This window comes from Streptomyces caeni (assembly GCF_042678285.1).
GTDB classification, from domain to species: domain Bacteria; phylum Actinomycetota; class Actinomycetes; order Streptomycetales; family Streptomycetaceae; genus Streptomyces; species Streptomyces caeni.
Map to the genome: position 1 here is coordinate 1 of NZ_JBHUDX010000026.1, position 21296 is coordinate 21296.

Genomic DNA, 21296 nt, shown 5'->3' on the forward strand with positions numbered 1-21296 from the left:
CCGCCACGCTCGGGCCCGCCGCCCGCCCGCCCGCGCTGCCCGCGAGACCCACCGTCGAGGCGCCCGGCGAGCGCGCCGCCAACGCCGTCGTCGACCTGCCCGGCGCCTCCGTACGTCTTGCGGGCTGCTGCACGCCCGTGCCGCCCGACGAGGTCACCGCTTTCGCCGTGCGCGGGGGCGTGGTGACCGTCCACCGCGTCGGATGCGCCGGAGCGGCGCGCATGAAGAGCGCCGGGCGCGCGGAGATCGGTGTGCGCTGGGGCGACACCAGCGAGTGCCGGGTCACCCTCGTGGCCGAGTCCTTCGGGCGCCCGCACCTCCTCGCGGACCTCACCGAGGCCATCGCCCTGGAAGGCGTCGCGATCGTCTCCGCCACCGTCGAACCGCCCAGCCAGCAGCGCGTCCGCCACACCTACACGCTCCAGCTCCCGGACGCCGCGCATCTGCCGGCCCTGATGCGGGCGATGCGGAATGTGCCCGGCGTGTACGACGTGAGCCGGGCGCAGCACTCCGCGACGGCCGCCCGCTAGGACCCGTCCGGCCGTCCACCGGGGCCTGCCGTCCGTTCCACGGGCCCGCGAGACGAGCGACGGCCCGGCATCCCGGTGCCGTGTCGAAGCCGATGCGCCGGGTACTCGCAGCCCGTACGGGCGCCGTTCATCGCGCCGCGTGACGGACCGACCTCGGCAGGTAGACGGTATGGCAATGACGCCGAACGCGGACGACGCAGCTGTGGGCGCGAGCGGGCGCGTTCCCGATCTGCGTGTCGCCGGAGAGCACCTTGAGCATCCACCACCGCGGGCCCTCCGGGACCAGGGCCAGGAGCAGGATCTGCCGCGGGACCGGAACCAGGCGATTCTGGAGGCGGCGAAACAGGTCGGCACCCTCCTGAAGCGGAAGGGGCACGCCTTCGCCCTGGCGGGCAGTGTCGCCGTCTACGCCCACGGCGGAAGCGAGAACCTCCAGCACGACGTGGACTTCTGCGTCAGACCCGACGACGTGGACGCGGTCGCGGCCACGCTGCGGGAAGCGGGCCTGCAGGTGCTTACGCCCCCGGAGGACTGGCTGCTGAAGGCCAAGTGCTTCGGCCAGGACGTCGACGTCATCTTCACCCTCGCGCACCGGCCCGTCACCACGGCCATGCTGGAGCGGGCGGCGGAACTGCCGGTCGACTCGGTGCGCATGCCGGTGCTGGCGCCGACCGACCTCATGGAGAGCCTGCTCGCGGCCTTCTCGGAACACCACTGCGACTTCGGCGCGGTCCTGCCCATCGCGCGTTCCCTGCGCGAGAAGATCGACTGGGAACAGGTACGACGCGCCACCGGGGAGGCGCCGATGCCCGCCGCCTTCCTGTTCCTCCTGGAGCGTCTGAACGTCATCCCCCGGCGGCAGCCGAGCCCTCCGCAGCAGGAGGAGCCATGAGCGAGCACGGCGCAGAGCAACCGGCCGGAACTCCGGCCGCCTGGAACACCGACTACCGCATCGCCCACCTCCAGGACCGGCTCGCCGCCGGGGACCTCGCCCAGCTGGGCGTCCGCATCGAGGCGCGCGGCGGGGCGGTGATGCTCACCGGCACCGTTCCCTCCGTGCAGTGCCGGGAGGAGGTGCTGCGCATCGTCCACGAGGACCTGGCCGGACTCGCCGTCCACAGCGACATCGTGGTCGCGGAGACCTCCTCCCCGGACCACGCGGAGGAGGTGACATGATCCGGGTCGCGGCCGTCGGGGACATCCACATGGGACCCGACAACCAGGGCCTGCTCAGGCCGGCGTTCGAGACGCTGCCGGACTGCGCCGACATCCTGCTCCTGGCCGGCGACCTCACCCGGCACGGCACGCCGGAGGAGGCCCGTGTGGTGGCCAAGGAGGTCCAGGAGCTGGGTGTGCCGGTCGTCGCGGTCCTCGGCAACCACGATCACCACGCCGAGCGCCCCGAGGAGGTCACCGCGGTCCTCCAGGACGCCGGTGTCCGGGTGCTCGAGGGGCAGGCGACGGTGGTGGACGGCAGCCACGCGCGCATCGGCGTCGCCGGCACGAAGGGGTTCGGAGGCGGCTTCGTGGGCCGCAGCGCGGGGGAGTTCGGGGAACCGCTCATGAAGGAGTTCGTCCGGTACTCCCGGCGCTGTGCGGACGGTCTGCGGACGTCGCTGGACGAACTGGAGCGCCGCGGCTGCGATGTGCGCATCGCCCTGACCCACTTCTCACCGGTGCCGGAGACGCTCGCCGGCGAGCCGCTGGAGATCTACCCGTTCCTCGGCAGCTATCTGCTGGCTGAGGCCATCGACACCTCCGGCGCCGACCTCGCCGTCCACGGGCACGCCCACGCCGGCACGGAACACGGCATGACGAGCGGCGGCGTCAGGGTGCGCAACGTGGCACAACCGGTCATCCGGCGGGCGTTCAACGTGTACCACCTGCACGCCCACGAACCGGCGGCGGCGACCGTCGCGGCGGGCAACGGCCCCGGCTGAACACCCGGGCCGACCCGGCCGAACACCCCGGCCGGCTCCCGCGGGACGGCCGGGGGCCCGCCGGACACACCGGACACGCCGACTCCGTCCCAAGCCCCTGACTCCGTCCCAAGCCCCTGACTCCGTCCGAAGACGCCGACTCCGCCCGAGACGCCGGAGGGGCCCGGCCCGCCCGTGGTGGCGGGCCGGGACACCTGCGGTACGGCCCGCGTCAACCGGGTGTGATACGGCCGCGCCAGGACCCGGATTCGCCTCCGCGGTGCTCGATGAACTCCTTGAAGCGCCGCATGTCCCCCTTGATGCGCCGGTCGACCATCCCCAGCATGTCCGCGGTCTTCTCCATCACCCCGCTCGGTTCGACGTCCATCACGAGCTCGACACGGGTGTGCGTGTCATCCACGCGCTGGAAGCGGACCATGCCCTTCTGCCGGGTGTCGCCGCTGGTGGTGCGCCAGGTGATCCGCTCATCGGGGAGCTGGTCGACGATCTCGGTGTCGAACTCCCGCCGTACTCCGCCCAGCTTGGTGGTCCAGTGGTTGTGCCGGTCGTCGAGCTGCCTTACCTCCTCGACGCCCTCCATGAAGTTCGGGAACTCCTCGAACTGCGTCCACTGGTTGTACGCGGTGCGCACCGGCACCTCGACCTCGACCGATTCCTTGACGGTGCTCATCACTGCGCCTCCTTGTCGCTGACGGACTGCGGACGGCCGGGTCTGCCGTGCAGATCCGGCGCCCTGCACCGAGTACCCGGCAATCACCCGCTTACGGCCGCTCGGCGGCGACCCCGTTCGGGTGGGACCGGCGCGCGCCGTCACCGCGCGGCCCGCACGCGCTGGTAGCCGTGGTCCATGCCGCACAGCCTCCGCTCCGTCGTCCCGCGTGCCCGTCGTGCCCGGGCGGCCGTGCTCGCCTCCGCCCTCTCCGGCTGCCTCGTCGCCGCGAGCGCCCCGGCACCCGCGGTGCCCCTGGGCGTCGGCGACCGGCTCTACCCGACGCTCGGCAACCCCGGGTACGACGTCCGCTCGTACGACCTGTCCTTCACCTATCCCGGCGGCAACAGCGAGCCGCTCACCGCGGTCACCACGATCCGCGCGCGCACCACCGAGCGTCTGGAGCGTGTCAACCTCGACTTCGCGCACGGCACGGTGCAGTCCGTCGCCGTCAACGGGGCGCCCGCGGACTTCGCCATCGCGGGGGAGGACCTGGTGGTCACACCGGCCGCCCCGATCCCCAGGAGAAGCACCCTGCGGATCACGGTGCGGCACACCAGCGACCCCGCGCCGCCGGACGGCCGCGACGGCGGCTGGGTGCGGACCGACGACGGGCTCGCGATGGCCAACCAGGCCGACGCCGCCCACCTGGTCTTCCCGTGCAACGACCACCCGTCCGACAAGGCGATGTTCACCATCCGCGTGACCACGCCGGAAGGCTTCACCGCCGTGGCGAACGGTCTGCCGGCGGGCAGGGCGCGGGCCGGCCGGACCACCACCTGGACCTACCGCACCGCGCACCCCATGGCCACAGAACTCGCCCAGGTCTCCATCGGCCGCACCACCGTGCTGCACCGCGCAGGACCGCACGGCCTGGCCCTCCGCGACGTCGTCCCCGCCCCGGACCGGGCGGTCCTCGAACCGTGGCTGGAGAAGACCCCCGCCCAGATCGCCTGGCTGGAGAAGAAGCTCGGGCCGTATCCCTTCGAGACCTACGGGATGCTGATCGCCACGGCGCAGACCGGCTTCGAACTCGAGACGCAGACGCTCTCCCTCTTCGAGAAAGCGCTGTTCACCGAGCCCGCCTACCCCTCGTGGTACGTCGAGTCCGTCATGGTGCACGAGCTGTCGCACCAGTGGCTCGGTGACAGCGTCACTCCCCGTACGTGGTCCGACCTGTGGCTGAACGAGGGACACGCCACCTGGTACGAGGCCCTGTACGCGGAGGAGACCGCCGGCAGGTCCCTTCAGACGCGTATGAAGGCGGCGTACAGCCTCTCGGACCAGTGGCGCGCCGACGGGGGCCCACCGGCCGCACCCAGGGCGCCGAAGCCCGGCCTGAAGATCGGCATCTTCCGGCCGAGCGTCTACGACGGTGCCGCGCTCGTGCTGTACGCGCTGCGCCAGCAGATCGGGCGTCCCGCCTTCGAGCGCCTGGAACGGCTCTGGGCGAGCCGGTACCGCGACCGTACGGTGACCACGGCGGACTTCGAACGCCTGGCGTCCGCCGTCGCGGGACGCGATCTGAGCGGGTTCCTCCGCGCCTGGCTGCACGGGGAGAAGACCCCGCCGATGCCGGGACACCCGGACTGGAAGAGCAGCCCCGTCCATGCCGCCGGGGCGGCGCGACAAGTCGGATGACGAGACGGGCCGTGCCGTGCGACCATCGTCAGGTCCGCGGCGCGGCCCCAGGGCGGGTGACCGGGAATCTCCCGGGGTACCCCAGCGTTGTGACCGGTGACGAGTCATGGGGCCGTGAAAGGCCCGCGCTCCGTCGCCGCCATCGGAATCCCCATCGACGTAAGGACCCAATGACCTCCTCTTCTTCCCCTTCCCAGGACACCAAGCGCGGTGCGCACGCCTATCCCGAAGGTCTTCGGGCCGATGCCCTGATGGAAGAGGACGTCGCCTGGAGCCACGAGATCGACGGAGAGCGGGACGGCGACCAGTTCGACCGCTCCGACCGCGCGGCCCTGCGCCGTGTCGCGGGCCTCTCCACCGAGCTCGAGGACGTCACCGAGGTCGAGTACCGGCAGCTGCGCCTGGAGCGCGTCGTGCTCGTCGGCGTCTGGACCTCGGGGACCGCGCGGGACGCGGAGAACTCGCTCGCCGAGCTGGGAGCGCTTGCGGAGACCGCGGGCGCGCTCGTCCTCGACGGGGTGATCCAGCGCCGCAACGAACCGGACGCGGCGACCTACATCGGCTCCGGCAAGGCCATCGAGCTGCGGGACATCGTCCTCGAAACGGGCGCCGACACCGTCATCTGCGACGGAGAGCTCAGCCCGGGCCAGCTGATCCACCTCGAGGACGTCGTCAAGGTCAAGGTCATCGACCGCACGGCCCTGATCCTGGACATCTTCGCCCAGCACGCCAAGTCCCGCGAGGGCAAGGCACAGGTCGCGCTCGCGCAGATGCAGTACATGCTGCCGAGGCTGCGGGGCTGGGGTCAGTCGCTGTCCCGGCAGATGGGCGGCGGCAGCGGCGGCCTGGCCACCCGCGGTCCCGGTGAGACCAAGATCGAAACGGACCGGCGGCGGATCCGCGAGAAGATGGCGCGCATGCGCCGGGAGATCGCGCAGATGAAGACCGGCCGCGAGATCAAGCGCCAGGAGCGCAGGCGTCACAAGGTGCCCTCGGTCGCCATCGCGGGGTACACCAACGCGGGCAAGTCCTCCCTCCTCAACCGCCTCACGGGCGCCGGCGTCCTGGTCGAGAACGCGCTGTTCGCGACCCTGGACCCGACCGTGCGCCGGGCCGAGACCCCGAGCGGGCGGCTGTACACGCTGGCAGACACGGTCGGTTTCGTCCGGCACCTGCCGCACCACCTCGTCGAGGCGTTCCGCTCCACGATGGAGGAGGTCGGCGACGCCGACCTGATCCTGCACGTCGTGGACGGCTCGCACCCGGCGCCGGAGGAGCAGCTGGCCGCCGTGCGCGAGGTGATCAGGGACGTCGGCGCCACCGGTGTCCCCGAGATCGTCGTGATCAACAAGGCGGACGCGGCCGACCCGCTGACGCTCCAGCGGCTGCTGCGGGTCGAGAAGCGCTCCATCGCCGTCTCCGCCCGCACCGGCCAGGGCATCGAGGAACTGCGGGCGCTCATCGACAACGAGCTGCCCAGGCCGTCCGTCGAGATCGAGGCGCTCGTGCCGTACACGCACGGCAGGCTGGTGGCGCGCGCCCACTCCGAGGGCGAGGTCATCTCCGAGGAGCACACCCCGGAGGGCACGCTGCTCAAGGCGCGGGTGCACGAGGAACTGGCGGCGGAGCTGGCGCCGTACCTGCCGGTCTCCACGCTCTGACCCGCGGCCACCACCACATCCCGAGGGCGCGCTCCCGACGCGGGGAGCGCGCCCTTCCGGCATCTTCCGGCGTACGCCGCGGCAGGGCCGGCCGCGCCACGTGGCGCGGCCGGCCGCGAGACCGCTCCAGCAAAGCCCGACGCGCCGGATGCGCCGGAAGCCGACGGGTCACCGACCGCCGTGCTGGCGGCTCATGTTCTGGTACAGCGACTCGGCCTCCTGGCCGAGCTGCGGTCCCGCGAGCCAGGTGTTGTCGGACGGGCCGATCGAGGTGTTCGAGACGAGTTCGGTCTTGCCGTCGACCACCCGGAACCAGCCGCCGCCGGAGGAGCCGCCGGTCATCGTGCAGCCGATGCGGTACATCGTCGGCAGGCTCGGCGACAGCGACAGACGGCCGGGCCGGTCGATGCACTTGAACATCTTCTGGCCGTCGTACGGCGGAGCGGCCGGGTAGCCCCAGGCGCCCATCTTGCCGGCCTCCGTCGCGGACGGGGCGGAGAAGTCCACGTCCAGGGCGGCGCCGACCGTCTCCTCCAGGGACTTGGTGCCGGACTCGGGCCTCACATGCAGGATCGAGTAGTCGTACGGGGCGCCGGCGCCGCCGGACTCGGAGCCGCCCTGGATCCACTCGCTGGTCGTGGAGGCCCAGTCCGCCCACCACTGGCCGTACGGTGCGATCTCGGACGCGGAGGCGTTGTTCAGCTCGGAGGCGGGCCTGCCCCGGTCGTTGTAGGCGGGCACGAACGCGATGTTGCGGTACCAGCCCCCGCCGCCGCCCGCGTGCACGCAGTGGCCCGCGGTCCACACCAGGTTGGACTTGCCGGGGTGGTTCACGTCCTTGACGACCGTGCCGGAGCAGACCATCGAGCCCTCGGGGGAGTCGAAGAAGACCTTGCCGACCGGGGCGGCGTAGTCGTGGTACGGAGTCTTCTCGGCCGCGGCCTGAACCGGCGCCGGATCCGGGTCACTCACACCCTGGTCGGCCGACGCGTCCTTCGCCGAGATCGTCTTGTCCGGGTCCTTCGCGGACTTCATCCGCTCGGGCTTCCACAACCCCTTGATGACGGGGTTGACGAAGTCCTTGGCGGCGCTGAGCCACTTGTCCTTGTCCCAGTCCTTCCAGCCGCCGTTCGCCCACTGGTCGACGTCGATCCCGTGCTTCTTGAGCTTGTCGGCTATGTCGCCGGGTACATGGAGCTTGTCCTGGCCCGGCGACGACTGAGAGGCGGCCGAGCCGGGCTTGTCGCCCGCACCGGTGTCATCACCGTTGCAGGCGGTGGCGGTCAGCGCCAGCGCCGCGACGGTGACGGCGAGAACGGTCCGCCTCCCGCGCCGGTGCGCGAAGGGCGTAGACAGGGAACGCATGCTGTGTGACCCCCGTGGAAACGTGGTGATGTTCTGTCAGATGCCGGCGGGGCCGCTGGGCGCGTGGTCCGCTCGGGCGCGAGACCCCGCCATGCCCGTACGAGCGGGGGCGAACGGTGGCGAGGCGGTGAAGGTTCCCGTGAGCCGCCGCGCCGCCGGCCGTCCCGTCCGTCAGGCGGGGCGCGTCACTGGTTCGCGAACTTCTTGCTGACCGCCTGGTAGACGCTCTTGGCCACCGCCCCCAGCCGCGGACCGGCCAGCCAGCCCGATGTCACGGGGCCGATAGAGGTGTTGGAGACCAGCGCGGGCCGGCCGTCCGAGCCCGTCTCCACCCAGCCGCCGCCGGAGGAGCCGCCCGTCATGGTGCAGCCGATGCGGTACATCGTCGGATCCGCCTTCGCGAGCGAGAGCCGACCCGGCTTGTCCTGGCACTGGTACAGCTGCTGCCCGTCGTACGGCGCCGCGGCCGGGTAGCCGATCGCCTTCATGCTGTCGACCTTCGGCACGGCAGGCGCGTTGAAGTTGACGGGAAGGGCCGAACCGACCGTCTCCTCCAGGGACTTGCCGCCGTTGCCCTTCTCCGGGGCCACATGGATGACGGCGAAGTCGTACGACGCGCCCTGGCCGCCCGTCTCCCCGCCCTGCTCGATCCACTGGTCCGAGGTCTGCGCCCAGTCACCCCACCAGACGCCGTACGGCGCGAGCTGCTGCTTCGTCGCGTTCTGCAGCTCGGCCGCCGTCTTCCCCGCGTTGTTGTACGCCGGCACGAACGCGATGTTGCGGTACCAGCCGCCCTCCTTGCCCGCGTGCACGCAGTGGCCCGCGGTCCACACGAGGTTGGACTTGCCAGGATGGGCCGGGTCCTCGACCACGGTCGCCGAGCAGACCATGGTGCCCCCGGGAGCGTCGAAGAAGACCTTGCCGGCCGTGGGCGCGCTGTCGTGGTACGCGGCCGGCACCGCCTGCGCCTTCACCGGCGCCGGAGTGGGGTCCGTGACGCCCTGGTCGCCCGAGAGGTCGTTGTCGTTCACGCCCTTGTCGGGGTCGTTGGCGTCGCGCATCCGGCCCGGGTCCCACAGTCCCTTGATGATGGGATTGATGAAGTCGTCGGCCTCACGCAGCCAGTCGTCCTTGTTCCAGTTCTTCCAGGCGCCGTTCTTCCACTTGTCGATGTCGATCCCGTGCTTCTTGAGCTTCTGCCTGATGTCGTCCGGGATCTTGATCTTGTCGTCGCCGGCCGAGGACGCGGACGCGCTCGCCTGGTCGCTCGCCTTGGTGTCCCCGCCCGGGCCGCACGCGGTCGCGGTCAGCGCCAGCGCCGCGGCGAGGCCGAGAGCCGCCGGCACGGGGGAGATCGCGTGACGCGCGCCTCTTCCTCGGGCGGTGGCGAAGAGCGGGCGTATGGGTCGCATGGTGTGAACTCCCCCTGGAACGAACCTGCGTGAAGGCAGCGGCGCACGGCCGTGGAGCACGGCCCTTTCGTACGTGATCACCGCTTCCACCGAACGGCACCACACACTATGCGGTCGCTGTGGGGGAGTTCCGACGGAACGGCAACGGTTCCGTCACGGCACTGATCACCGACGCATTTCTCCCCGGGCGGGGGCGTCACCGTCCACGTCCGCGATCACGCGACGGGGATCTCCCGTTCACCCGTTTCCCCGGGCCTCCCGCGTCGTTGGTACGTACGGGCGACCTGCCGTCGGTGCTCAGGCACTCGCACATCGCCTCGGAACAGCGGGAGGAACTGACGTCGTGGCCGTGACGGAGACTGCGGTGGTGCCGGTGGACGGCGGGCCGAAAGGGCGCGGGGAAGCGGAGGGGGAGCGCTCGGCGCGTGAGGGTGCGCCCGGAACCGTGAAAGCGGATGCCGCACACGAGGGCATTCTGCGGCGGCAGTCGGCGCGCGAGTCCGCCGCGCGCACCTATGCGCGCGCCCTGCCGATCGTGCCCGTGCGGGCGCGCGGGCTCACCGTCGAGGGCGCGGACGGGCGCCGCTACCTCGACTGCCTCTCCGGCGCGGGCACGCTGACCCTCGGCCACAACCACCCGGTCGTCCTGGAAGCGATCCGGAAGGTCCTTGACTCCGGTGCGCCCCTGCACGTCCTGGACCTGGCCACGCCCGTCAAGGACGCCTTCACCACCGAGCTGTTCCGCACGCTCCCGTCCGGCCTCGCCGAGCGCGCCCGCGTGCAGTTCTGCGGCCCGGCCGGCACGGACGCCGTCGAGGCGGCGCTCAAGCTGGTACGGGCGGCGACCGGCCGGACGGGGATCCTCGCCTTCACCGGCGCGTACCACGGGATGACCGCGGGCGCCCTCGAGGTGTCCGGGGGCGCGACCGACGTACGCGTGACACGCCTGCCGTATCCGCAGGACTACCGCTGCCCGTTCGGCATCGGCGGCGACCGCGGCGCCGAACTCTCCGCACGCTGGACGGAATCCCTCCTCGACGACGACAGGTCCGGTGTCCCGCAGCCCGCCGGGATGATCCTCGAACCCGTCCAGGGCGAGGGCGGGGTCCACCCCGCGCCGGACGCGTGGATGCGCCGTATGCGGCGCATCACCGAGGCCCGGTCGATCCCGTTGGTCGTGGACGAGGTGCAGACCGGGGTGGGCCGCACCGGACGCTTCTGGGCGGTCGAGCACAGCGGTGTGGTGCCCGATGCGATGGTCCTCTCCAAGGCGATCGGCGGAAGCATGCCGCTCGCCGTGGTGGTGTACCGCGACGAGCTCGACGTCTGGCGCCCCGGCGCCCACGCCGGTACGTTCCGCGGCAACCAGCTCGCCATGGCCGCCGGCACCGCGACCCTCGCCTACGTACGGGAGAACCGACTAGCCGAGCGCGCCGCCACGCTCGGCGCCCGCATACTGGACCATCTGCGTTCGCTGGCCGCCGAGTTCCCGTGCATCGGGGACGTACGCGGCCGGGGGCTGATGCTCGGCGTCGAGCTGGTGGACCCCGAGGCCGTGCCCGGACAGACGCCCCCGGCCTCCTCGACCGCCGTCCCCCGGGGCACCGGGCCCCGCCCCGCCGCGCCCGCACTGGCCGCCGCCGTCCAGCGGGAGTGCCTGCGGCGCGGCCTGATCGTGGAACTCGGCGGACGGGACGCGAGCGTGGTCCGCCTGCTGCCGCCGCTGACGATCAGTGACGAGCAGACGAACGCCGTGCTGGACCGGCTCGCCGACGCGGTGGCCGAGGTGGCCCGGGGGCCCGTCCGCCCCTGAGGCCGCGCACGCCACGTCCTCCGACCGCCCCCTGAGCACGATTCCACCGAGCCCCGCCCGGGTGCCCCGCCGCACCGCGGAACAGGCGCGCGAGCCGGAACGACCTCCCCAGGAACGCCCTTGAACGACACCCCCACCCCCGACCGTGGCTCCCACGCCCTGCAGCGGGAGACCGGCGCGCTCCCGCGGCAGAAGGCGGCACCACCGCAAAGGGAGGCTCCGCACGGCACCGGCGCCGACCCGCTGGACCACCCGGATCCGTACGCGGCGGCCGAGGCCGCCACCGCCGAGAACGTGTTGCGCTGCTGGGTCCGTGAGAACGACCTCCCCGCTCCCGCCGACGGCATGCTGTGCATCCCGCTCCCCGCCAGCGGTACGGCGCTCCTCGCGCCGGTCCGCTACTGGTCCCCGGCCGGCTGGCACCGCTTCGGCCCGCCGTACCTGTCCGGTGCCCCTGGGGCGGCCCCGCCGGTGGACGCCGTGACCGTGGCGGCCCTGCTGGCGCGGGAGGCGACGGGAGCTCGCCCCCCGCAGGAATCCGCGACGGACTGCGCGCGGATCTCCGCGCGGGGCTCTGCCCAGGGCTCGGCGGCAGACCTCGCCCCGGGCCGCGGCGCCGACCTGGTGGGCCGCGTCGCCGACTCCGTGCTGCGCACCGCGACCTTCATCGCGCAACGCCGCGCGCACCCCACGGACGAGGGAACGGACCTCTTCCTCACCGCCGAGCAGTCGCTGCTGCTCGGGCACCCCATGCACCCCACGGCGAAGAGCCGTGAGGGCCTCTCCGACTCCGAGACCCGGCTCTACTCGCCCGAAACACGCGGTTCCTTCCCGCTGCACTGGCTGGCGGTCGCGCCCTCGGTCCTCGCCGCCGACTCGGCGTGGACGGAAGGGGGCCGGTCCGTGCCGGCCGTCCGGCTGACCGCACGGCTCGCCGGCCCCGGGCTGCCGTTGCCCCAGGGCTTCGCCGCACTGCCCCTGCACCCCTGGCAGGCGCGCGAGGTCCGGCACCGCCCCGAGGTCGCGGCCCTGCTGGACGCCGGACTGCTGCGCGACCTCGGCCCGCACGGCGAGCGCTGGTGTCCCACGTCCTCCGTCCGCACCGTCCGCCGCCCGGGTACCCCCGCGATGCTGAAGCTGTCGCTGGGCCTGCGCATCACCAACTCCCGCCGTGAGAACCTCCGCAAGGAACTCCACAGGGGCGTCGAGGTGCACCGTCTGCTGCGCAGCGGCCTCGGCAGGCAGTGGCAGTCCGCGCACCCCTGCTTCGACATCGTGCGCGACCCCGCCTGGGTCGCCGTCGACGACCGGGACGGCGGGCCCGTCCCCGGGCTGGACGTCATGATCCGCCACAACCCGTTCGCCCCGTCCGACGACGCCTCCTGCGTCGCCGGGCTCGTCGCGCTCCGCCCCTGCGCGCCGGCGGCCGGAGAACGGTGCCCCGCCCTGCGCTCCCGGCTCGCCGAGATCATCACCCGTCTCGCCCGGCACACGGGGCACTCGCGCGGCGCCGTCGCCACCGAATGGTTCCTGCGCTACCTCGAACGGGTGGTGCGTCCGGTGCTCTGGCTGGACGGCGAGGCCGGTGTCGCCCTGGAGGCACACCAGCAGAACACCGTGCTCCTGCTGGACCGCGAGGGCTGGCCCGCGGGCGGCCGCTACCGCGACAACCAGGGGTACTACTTCCGTGAGTCCCGCCGCGCCGAACTCGACGCCCTGCTGCCCGGCATCGGCGAGCACAGCGACACGTTCGTCTCCGACGAGGTCACCGACGAGCGCTTCGCCTACTACCTCGGCATCAACAACGTGCTCGGTCTCATCGGCGCGTTCGGTTCCCAGCGTCTCGCCGACGAGCGACTGCTGCTCGCCGCGTTCCGGGGCTTCCTCGCCGACGCCGCCCTCGGGCCCGACCGACTGCGCACGCCGCTGCCGGCCCGCCTGCTCGACTCTCCCGTCCTGCGCTGCAAGGCAAACCTCCTCACCAGACTGCACGGCCTCGACGAACTCGTCGGCCCGGTCGACACCCAGTCCGTCTACGTCAGCATCACCAACCCCCTTCGTACCTGAAGAACTCTTCCGAGAGGAGCGTCGCCGTGCCTCCCACCGATGCGAGCACCGACGCCGGCATCGTCTCCGCCCCCGAAGGCGCCGACACCGACTGGGGTTCCGGAACCGGTCCCCGGCCCGGCCACCATCACGGGGCCGGCCGCGGCCGCGGTGGTGGCCCGGACGTCGAGGACACCCTCGACCTACGGCTGCCCGACCAGTTCATGGCTCTCCGCCCGGACGACGGGGCGGGCCGGACCAGGGTGGACGACGCCGCTCCGGCCGAGACGGCAGCCACCCGACGGGACGCCGGCCTCCTCGACCACGTCGCCTGCTGGGGCGCCACCACCACCCCCGCCGGTGACTTCCGCCTCGTCCCCGTGCACCCCGGCCGTGATCTCCCGCTCGTCACCCGCTGGATGAACGACCCCGCCGTCGCGGCGTTCTGGAACCTGGCCGGAGACGGGTCGGCGACCGAGCGGCACCTGCGCGCCCAACTCGCCGGCGACGGACGCAGCGTCCCCTGCCTCGGCCTGCTGGACGGCACCCCCATGAGCTACTGGGAGATCTACCGAGCAGACCTCGACCTGCTGGCCCGCCACTACCCCGCCCGTCCTCATGACACCGGGATCCACCTCCTCATCGGCGGTGTCGCCCACCGCGGTCGCGGCCTCGGTGCCACGCTGCTGCGTGCCGTCGCCGATCTTGTCCTCGACCGGCGTCCTTCCTGCGCACGCGTCGTCGCCGAACCCGACCTTCGCAACACGCCCTCCATCGCAGCCTTCCTCAGCGCCGGCTTCCGGTACGCCGCCGAGGTCGACCTGCCCGGCAAACGGGCCGCCCTCATGGTCCGGGACCGGAGCCTGCGCCATCTGCTCTAGATCCATCACTCTGCGTAACGAAGCTGGCCTTGTGTGGGTTCCCGCCGGCAACCGGGGAACCGTGCCCGCTCCCGCACCACCCATGAGCACGCCAGGTGCCACCGCTTCCATCCCCCCGTTGTCACTGACGAGCCGTAGGGTGGTCGCGCTATGACGAAGCCCTCACTCCCCGAACTCCTGCATGCAGCCGTCGCAGCCGTCGGCGGCACGGAGCGCCCCGGCCAGGTGACCATGGCCCAAGCCGTCGCGGAGGCCATCGACGACGGCTCCCATCTGCTCATCCAGGCCGGCACCGGCACCGGAAAGTCGCTGGGCTATCTGGTCCCCGCGCTCGCACACGGCCAGCCCGTCGTCGTGGCGACGGCCACCCTGGCGCTGCAGCGCCAGCTCGTCGAGCGGGACCTGCCGCGCACGGTCGAGGCACTGCACCCGCTGCTGCGCCGCCGGCCGGAGTTCGCGATGCTCAAGGGCCGCTCGAACTACCTGTGCCTGCACCGCCTGCACGAGGGCGTGCCGCAGGACGAGGAGGACGGTCTCTTCGACCAGTTCGAGGCCGCCGCGCCCACCAGCAAGCTGGGTCAGGACCTGCTGCGGCTGCGTGACTGGTCCCAGGAGACGGAGACCGGTGACCGGGACGACCTCACACCCGGCGTCTCCGACCGTGCCTGGGCCCAGATCTCGGTGTCGTCGCGGGAGTGCCTGGGCGCCTCGAAGTGTGCGTACGGCGCCGAGTGCTTCGCCGAGACGGCCCGCGAGCGCGCCAAGCTCGCCGAGGTCGTCGTCACCAACCACGCGCTGCTGGCGATCGACGCCATCGAGGGTGCGCCGGTCCTCCCGCAGCACGAGGTGCTGATCGTCGACGAGGCCCACGAGCTGGTCTCCCGGGTCACCGGCGTGGCCACCGGCGAGCTCACTCCCGGCCAGGTCAACCGTGCGGTGCGCCGCGCGGCGAAGCTCGTCAACGAGAAGGCCGCAGACCAGCTCCAGACGGCCGCCGAGGGCTTCGAGCGTCTGATGGAGCTGGCCCTTCCCGGCCGCCTCGAGGAGATCCCGGAGGACCTCGGATACGCCCTCATGGCGTTGCGTGACGCCGCCCGCACGGTGATCTCCGCTCTCGGCGCCACCCGCGACAAGTCGGTCCAGGACGAGGACGCGGTGCGCAAGCAGGCGCTGGCGTCCGTGGAGAGCGTGCACGACGTGGCGGAGCGCATCACCAACGGCTCCGAATGGGACGTCGTCTGGTACGAGCGGCACGACCGCTTCGGCGCGTCCCTGCGTGTCGCCCCGATGTCCGTGTCGGGGCTCCTCAGGGAGAAGCTCTTCGCGGACCGCTCGGTGATCCTGACGTCGGCCACGCTGAAACTGGGCGGCGACTTCAACGGCGTCGGCGCGTCCCTCGGCCTCGCCCCCGAGGGCACGGAGGGCGAGGACGTCCCGCAGTGGAAGGGCGTCGACGTGGGCTCGCCCTTCGACTATCCCAAGCAGGGCATCCTGTACGTGGCGAAGCATCTGTCGCGCCCCGCGCGTGACGGTGACCGGGCGGACATGCTCGACGAGCTGACGGAGCTGATCCAGGCGGCCGGGGGTCGCACGCTGGGCCTCTTCTCGTCGATGCGGGCCGCCCAGCTCGCCGCCGAGGAACTGCGCACCCGCATCCCCGAGTTCCCGATCCTTCTCCAGGGCGAGGAGACGCTGGGGGAGCTGATCAAGAACTTCGCGGCCGACCCGAGAACCTGCCTCTTCGGCACGCTGTCGCTCTGGCAGGGCGTCGACGTGCCCGGCCCCAGCTGCCAGCTGGTCGTCATGGACAAGATCCCCTTCCCGCGCCCCGACGACCCGCTGATGAGCGCTCGGCAGAAGGCGGTGGAGGACGCCGGGGGCAACGGCTTCATGGCCGTCGCCGCGACGCACGCGGCGCTCCTGATGGCACAGGGCGCGGGTCGCCTGGTACGGGCGTCGAGGGACCGGGGTGTGGTCGCCGTACTGGACCAGCGGCTTGCCACGGCCCGGTACGGCAGCTATCTGAAGGCGTCGCTGCCCGACTTCTGGTACACGACGGACCGCAACCAGGTGCGGAAGTCGCTGGCCGCGATCGATGCGGCCGCCGAGGCCGACGAAGCCTGACCGGCTCCCGGGCTCTTTCGGGCAGCCGACCGTCACACGGTGAGGCCCCCCGGACAGCATGGGGCCCCGGAACCGGCGCAGGGGTCCCGGGGCCCGGATCAGGGGCGGGTGTCGCACGGCCCGCCCGCCGCGGCGGGGTCACACCCGTCGCAGCACCGCCACCACCTTGCCGAGGATCGTCGCCTCGTCGCCGGGGATCGGCTGGTAGGCGGAGTTGTGCGGCAGCAGCCAGACGTGGCCGTCCTCGCGCTTGAAGCGCTTGACCGTGGCCTCGCCGTCGAGCATCGCGGCGACGATGTCGCCGTTCTCGGCGACGGGCTGGCGGCGGACCGTGACCCAGTCGCCGTCGCAGATGGCGGCCTCGATCATGGAGTCGCCGACGACCTTCAGGACGAAGAGCTCACCGTCGCCGACGAGCTGCCGGGGGAGCGGGAAGACATCCTCCACCGACTCCTCGGCGAGGATGGGGCCACCGGCTGCGATGCGGCCGACGAGCGGGACGTACGACGCGGCGGGCTTGCCCGCGGTGTCGGTGGGCTGCGCGGAGGACGACTGGTCCGAGCCGCGCACCTCGTACGCACGGGGCCGGTGCGGGTCGCGCCGCAGGAAGCCCTTGCGCTCCAGTGCCATCAGCTGGTGTGCCACGGAGGACGTGCTGGAAAGGCCCACGGCCTGGCCGATCTCCCGCATCGACGGTGGGTAGCCGCGCCGTTGCACTGAGTCCCGGATGACCTCGATCACCCGGCGCTGCCGGTCGGTCAGCCCCGAGCTGTCCGCCCGGATGCCTGGAGGTCGGCCGGGCAGGGACCTCTTGGGCCCTGCGGGGTTCGTGGCTTCGTTCATGGCGTGCACCGGCTCGAGTCGGCCCTGGGAGCGGTCCTGGGCAGTGATGGCGGCACTGTCTGCGGTGGTGGTCACGTCGGCCCCTCTCGATGGTCTCCCGTGCAGCACAACGGTAGTTGCTTTCGAAAGGTTGCGCCAAACACACGTTCGAGTGAAAATCCGCGAATTACCTGACGCGATTACGTGTCCGGGTGTATTGGCCGACACCGTCGCCAGTGGGTGCAGGCGCTCATTGCTGTACTCTGCACCGCCGGGGAGATGGCCTTGTGGGCCGCCGTGTCCGGCGCCCAGTCTGCCACCCGACGCCCCCCCGGGCGGGGTATCGGCCCCGTCCTCATGTGGCGTCCGCCGAATCCGCGCATGGCCCGATCGGGTGTGGCCGCACGGTGTATGCCAATCCGCCTGACGTGGGCGTGTCGTCGGCGAATGTACGAGCCAATCGCTAGATGTAGTGGTTGGATGACGATAGCAGCCCAGAAGTTGTGGTCCCCCGGGCTTTCGCGGTCCCGGCGATCGCCTATGCTTGGGGCTGCTTCGAGGGGCCCGTGGGGCCCACGAGGTCAATGAGTCGTGCTGAAAAGGAGGGTTGGAGCCATGCACTGCCCCTTCTGCAGGCACCCTGACAGCCGCGTCGTCGACAGCCGTACGACCGACGACGGCACGTCCATCCGCAGGCGCCGCCAGTGTCCCGACTGCTCCCGTCGTTTCACGACCGTGGAGACGTGCTCGCTGATGGTGGTCAAGCGGTCCGGAGTCACCGAACCGTTCAGCCGCACCAAGATCATCAATGGTGTGCGCAAGGCGTGCCAGGGGCGGCCCGTCACCGAGGACGCACTCGCCCAGCTCGGCCAGCGGGTCGAAGAGGCGGTGCGGGCCACCGGGAGCGCCGAGCTGACCACCCACGACGTGGGGCTGGCCATACTGGGCCCCCTCCAGGAACTCGACCTCGTCGCCTACCTGCGGTTCGCGTCCGTGTACCGGGCGTTCGACTCGCTGGAGGACTTCGAGGCCGCCATCGCGGAACTCAGGGAACACCAGGGGGAGTACCCGGCTGTGGACGGCGGCGAGCGCGAGAACGCCGCCGCGGAGCGCCGGGGAACCGAACGCGGGTCCGGAGGGACGGCCGACGTCCCCGTGCCCGCCACCGCCGCCGACTGACGGGCGGCCGGCCCGGACCGGCCCCGTCGGCGGCGCACACAGACCCGTCACGCGCGCTCCCGCACGACGCGCGTGACAAGCAGACACAACACCGTGCCATGGGAAGAAAAGGGCACTTCAGGGCGTTTTCGCCCGATACAGGGAGGCGGCATGACAGAGACGGCGAGCGGTCCGGCACGAGGTTCCCGGGCGAAGGGCACCAAGGCCAAGGGACTGCGTATCGAGCGCATCCACACGACCCCCGGAGTGCACCCGTACGACGAGGTCGAGTGGGCGCGCCGTGACGTCGTCATGACCAACTGGCGCGACGGCTCGGTCAATTTCGAGCAGCGTGGCGTCGAGTTCCCCGAGTTCTGGTCGGTGAACGCGGTCAACATCGTCACCAGCAAGTACTTCCGCGGTGCCGTCGGCACCCCGCAGCGCGAGACCAGCCTCAAGCAGCTGATCGACCGCATCGTGAAGACGTACCGGAAGGCCGGTGAGGACTACAAGTACTTCACCTCGCCCGCCGACGCGGAGATCTTCGAGCACGAACTGGCGTACGCCCTCCTGCACCAGATCTTCAGCTTCAACAGCCCCGTCTGGTTCAACGTCGGCACTCCGCAGCCCCAGCAGGTCTCCGCCTGCTTCATCCTGTCCGTCGACGACTCCATGGAGTCGATCCTCGACTGGTACAAGGAAGAGGGCATGATCTTCAAGGGCGGCTCCGGAGCCGGTCTGAACCTCTCCCGCATCCGCTCCTCCAAGGAACTGCTCTCCTCCGGCGGCAACGCCTCCGGCCCCGTCTCCTTCATGCGCGGCGCCGACGCCTCCGCGGGAACGATCAAGTCGGGCGGTGCCACCCGCCGCGCCGCCAAGATGGTCATCCTGGACGTCGACCACCCGGACGTCGAGGACTTCATCGAGACCAAGGTCAAGGAGGAGGAGAAGATCCGCGCCCTGCGCGACGCGGGCTTCGACATGGACCTGGGCGGCGACGACATCACCTCCGTCCAGTACCAGAACGCCAACAACTCGGTCCGCGTCAACGACACCTTCATGAAGGCCGTCGAGAACGGCGGGAAGTTCGGTCTGCGCGCCCGCATGACCGGTGAGGTCATCGAGGAGGTCGACGCCAAGGCGCTCTTCCGCAAGATGGCCGAGGCCGCCTGGGCCTGCGCCGACCCCGGCATCCAGTACGACGACACCATCAACCACTGGCACACGTGCCCGGAGTCCGGCCGCATCAACGGCTCGAACCCCTGCAGCGAGTACATGCACCTGGACAACACGTCCTGCAACCTCGCCTCGCTGAACCTGATGAAGTTCCTCAAGGACGATGGCAAGGGCAACCAGTCCTTCGACGTCGAGCGCTTCGCCAAGGTCGTCGAGCTGATCATCACCGCGATGGACATCTCGATCTGCTTCGCGGACTTCCCGACCCAGAAGATCGGCGAGAACACCCGCGCCTTCCGCCAGCTCGGCATCGGGTACGCCAACCTCGGCGCCCTGCTGATGGCCACCGGCCACGCCTACGACTCCGACGGCGGCCGGGCCCTGGCCGGAGCCATCACCTCCCTGATGACCGGCACCGCGTACAAGCGCTCCGCCGAGCTGGCCTCGGTCGTCGGCCCGTACGACGGCTACGCCCGCAACGAGCAGCCGCACCTGCGCGTCATGAAGCAGCACGCCGACGCCAACGCCCGGGCCGTGCGCATGGACGACCTGGACACCCCGGTGTGGGCCGCCGCCACGGAGGCATGGCAGGACGTGATCCGCCTCGGCGAGAAGAACGGCTTCCGCAACTCCCAGGCGTCCGTCCTCGCGCCGACCGGCACCATCGGTCTCGCCATGGGCTGCGACACCACCGGCGTCGAGCCGGACCTCGCCCTGGTCAAGTTCAAGAAGCTGGTCGGCGGCGGCTCGATGCAGATCGTCAACGGCACCGTGCCGCAGGCGCTGCGCCGCCTGGGCTACCAGGAGGAGCAGATCGAGGCGATCGTCGCCCACATCGCCGAGCACGGCAATGTGATCGACGCGCCAGGCCTCAAGCACCAGCACTACGAGGTCTTCGACTGCGCCATGGGCGAGCGCGCCATCTCCCCGATGGGCCACGTCCGCATGATGGCCGCGATCCAGCCGTGGATCTCCGGCGCCATCTCCAAGACGGTCAACATGCCGGAGTCGGCGACCGTCGAGGAGGTCGAGGAGATCTACTTCGAGGCGTGGAAGATGGGCATCAAGGCGCTCGCGATCTACCGCGACAACTGCAAGGTCGGCCAGCCGCTCTCCGCCAAGAAGAAGGAGTCCGCCGAGAAGCGGGCGCAGGAGGCGGCCACGGAGACCAAGGTCGAGAAGGTCGTCGAGTACCGCCCGGTCCGCAAGCGCCTCCCGAAGGGTCGTCCCGGCATCACCACGTCGTTCACCGTCGGCGGCGCCGAGGGCTACATGACCGCCAACTCCTACCCGGACGACGGGCTCGGCGAGGTCTTCCTCAAGATGTCCAAGCAGGGTTCGACCCTCGCGGGCATGATGGACGCCTTCTCGATCGCCGTCTCGGTGGGTCTGCAGTACGGCGTGCCGCTGGAGACGTACGTCTCGAAGTTCACCAACATGCGCTTCGAGCCGGCCGGTATGACGGACGACCCGGACGTGCGGATGGCGCAGTCGATCGTCGACTACATCTTCCGCCGGCTGGCCCTGGACTTCCTGCCCTTCGAGACGCGCTCCGCGCTCGGCATCCACTCCGCCGAGGAGCGCCAGCGCCATCTGGAGACCGGTTCGTACGAGCCGGCCGACGACGAGGTCGATGTGGAGGGCCTGGCCCAGTCGGCGCCGCGCGCCCAGGAGCTGAAGGCGATCGCCACTCCGAAGGCCGACACCGCGGCGGCCAAGCCGGCCCCGCAGCAGGCGCACACCAGCGCCGAACTGGTGGAGATGCAGCTGGGCATCCAGGCGGACGCCCCGCTGTGCTTCTCCTGCGGCACGAAGATGCAGCGAGCGGGCTCCTGCTACATCTGCGAGGGCTGCGGCTCGACGAGCGGCTGCAGCTGAGAAAGAGCGGAATCGCGTTGACTGCGACATTCGGCGCGGTTCCGCTGAACACTGACGGCAGGAGGGGCGCCGGCCCGGTGGCCGGCGCCCCTCGCCGCAGTCAGTCTCTCGGAGCTCCCGCCGCGATCGCGGCGGGAGAA

General features: G+C 71.4%; 16 protein-coding genes. 12 read left to right on the forward strand and 4 right to left on the reverse strand.

The window, feature by feature from the left end; translation table 11 throughout:
* The 4 genes from ACFSL4_RS10330 to ACFSL4_RS10345 all read left to right on the forward strand — a co-directional run.
* The coding region (locus tag ACFSL4_RS10330) for an ACT domain-containing protein (RefSeq protein ID WP_381080873.1) at nt 1-530 on the forward strand (530 nt) is incomplete at its 5' end.
* A 175-nt stretch (nt 531-705) separates the two neighbouring features.
* On the forward strand, nt 706-1422 hold the full coding sequence (locus ACFSL4_RS10335) for a nucleotidyltransferase family protein (protein WP_381080875.1): 717 nt from the start codon (nt 706-708) through the stop codon (nt 1420-1422).
* The gene (locus ACFSL4_RS10340; RefSeq protein ID WP_381080877.1) at nt 1419-1706 is read left to right on the forward strand and encodes a BON domain-containing protein; all 288 of its coding nucleotides are present in this window, start codon (nt 1419-1421) and stop codon (nt 1704-1706) included. The genes ACFSL4_RS10335 and ACFSL4_RS10340 overlap by 4 nt, the downstream gene beginning before the upstream one ends.
* The gene (locus tag ACFSL4_RS10345) at nt 1703-2470 is read left to right on the forward strand and encodes a metallophosphoesterase family protein (RefSeq protein ID WP_381080879.1); all 768 of its coding nucleotides are present in this window, start codon (nt 1703-1705) and stop codon (nt 2468-2470) included. Before ACFSL4_RS10340 ends, ACFSL4_RS10345 begins: the two co-directional genes overlap by 4 nt.
* A 211-nt stretch (nt 2471-2681) precedes the next feature.
* Here the strand turns inward: ACFSL4_RS10345 and ACFSL4_RS10350 are convergent, their stop codons facing one another.
* Nucleotides 2682-3140, reverse strand: a complete 459-nt coding sequence (locus tag ACFSL4_RS10350; RefSeq protein WP_381080881.1) for an SRPBCC family protein — start codon at nt 3138-3140, stop codon at nt 2682-2684.
* 177 nt (nt 3141-3317) lie between these two features.
* On the opposite strand from ACFSL4_RS10350, the gene ACFSL4_RS10355 reads away from it, so the two are divergent.
* On the forward strand, nt 3318-4820 hold the full coding sequence (locus tag ACFSL4_RS10355; protein WP_381080883.1) for a M1 family metallopeptidase: 1503 nt from the start codon (nt 3318-3320) through the stop codon (nt 4818-4820).
* A 170-nt stretch (nt 4821-4990) separates the two neighbouring features.
* Nucleotides 4991-6481: a GTPase HflX gene (gene hflX, locus ACFSL4_RS10360; protein ID WP_381080885.1), complete on the forward strand. Its 1491-nt coding sequence runs from the start codon at nt 4991-4993 to the stop codon at nt 6479-6481.
* A 168-nt stretch (nt 6482-6649) separates the two neighbouring features.
* Here the strand turns inward: hflX and ACFSL4_RS10365 are convergent, their stop codons facing one another.
* Nucleotides 6650-7846 carry a trypsin-like serine peptidase gene (locus ACFSL4_RS10365; RefSeq protein ID WP_381080887.1) on the reverse strand — a complete coding sequence of 399 codons (1197 nt, stop codon included), beginning with the start codon at nt 7844-7846 and terminating at the stop codon, nt 6650-6652.
* Nucleotides 7847-8031: 185 nt separating this feature from the next.
* On the reverse strand, nt 8032-9258 hold the full coding sequence (locus tag ACFSL4_RS10370; protein WP_381080889.1) for a trypsin-like serine peptidase: 1227 nt from the start codon (nt 9256-9258) through the stop codon (nt 8032-8034).
* A gap of 343 nt (nt 9259-9601) precedes the next feature.
* Here ACFSL4_RS10370 and ACFSL4_RS10375 point away from each other — a divergent pair, with 343 nt between their 5' ends.
* The 4 genes from ACFSL4_RS10375 to ACFSL4_RS10390 all read left to right on the forward strand — a co-directional run bounded on the left by ACFSL4_RS10375 (nt 9602) and on the right by ACFSL4_RS10390 (nt 16122).
* On the forward strand, nt 9602-11071 hold the full coding sequence (locus ACFSL4_RS10375) for a diaminobutyrate--2-oxoglutarate transaminase family protein (RefSeq protein ID WP_381080891.1): 1470 nt from the start codon (nt 9602-9604) through the stop codon (nt 11069-11071).
* Between the two features lie 120 nt (nt 11072-11191).
* Nucleotides 11192-13138 (forward strand): IucA/IucC family protein, encoded by a 1947-nt coding sequence (locus ACFSL4_RS10380; protein WP_381080893.1) that lies wholly within the window; start codon nt 11192-11194, stop codon nt 13136-13138.
* Nucleotides 13139-13164: 26 nt separating this feature from the next.
* Complete coding sequence (locus tag ACFSL4_RS10385; RefSeq protein WP_381080895.1) at nt 13165-13998, forward strand: GNAT family N-acetyltransferase; 834 nt, start codon at nt 13165-13167, stop codon at nt 13996-13998.
* A gap of 150 nt (nt 13999-14148) precedes the next feature.
* A complete protein-coding gene (locus ACFSL4_RS10390) occupies nt 14149-16122 on the forward strand; it encodes an ATP-dependent DNA helicase (protein WP_381080897.1) in 1974 nt (657 codons plus the stop codon).
* Nucleotides 16123-16260: 138 nt separating this feature from the next.
* Here the strand turns inward: ACFSL4_RS10390 and lexA are convergent, their stop codons facing one another.
* Nucleotides 16261-17040 carry a transcriptional repressor LexA gene (gene lexA / locus ACFSL4_RS10395; RefSeq protein ID WP_381080899.1) on the reverse strand — a complete coding sequence of 260 codons (780 nt, stop codon included), beginning with the start codon at nt 17038-17040 and terminating at the stop codon, nt 16261-16263.
* A gap of 519 nt (nt 17041-17559) precedes the next feature.
* Here lexA and nrdR point away from each other — a divergent pair.
* On the forward strand, nt 17560-18123 hold the full coding sequence (gene nrdR / locus ACFSL4_RS10400) for a transcriptional regulator NrdR (protein WP_381080901.1): 564 nt from the start codon (nt 17560-17562) through the stop codon (nt 18121-18123).
* A 150-nt stretch (nt 18124-18273) separates the two neighbouring features.
* The gene (locus ACFSL4_RS10405) at nt 18274-21156 is read left to right on the forward strand and encodes a vitamin B12-dependent ribonucleotide reductase (RefSeq protein ID WP_381080903.1); all 2883 of its coding nucleotides are present in this window, start codon (nt 18274-18276) and stop codon (nt 21154-21156) included.
* The last annotated feature ends 140 nt before the right edge of the window (nt 21157-21296 follow it).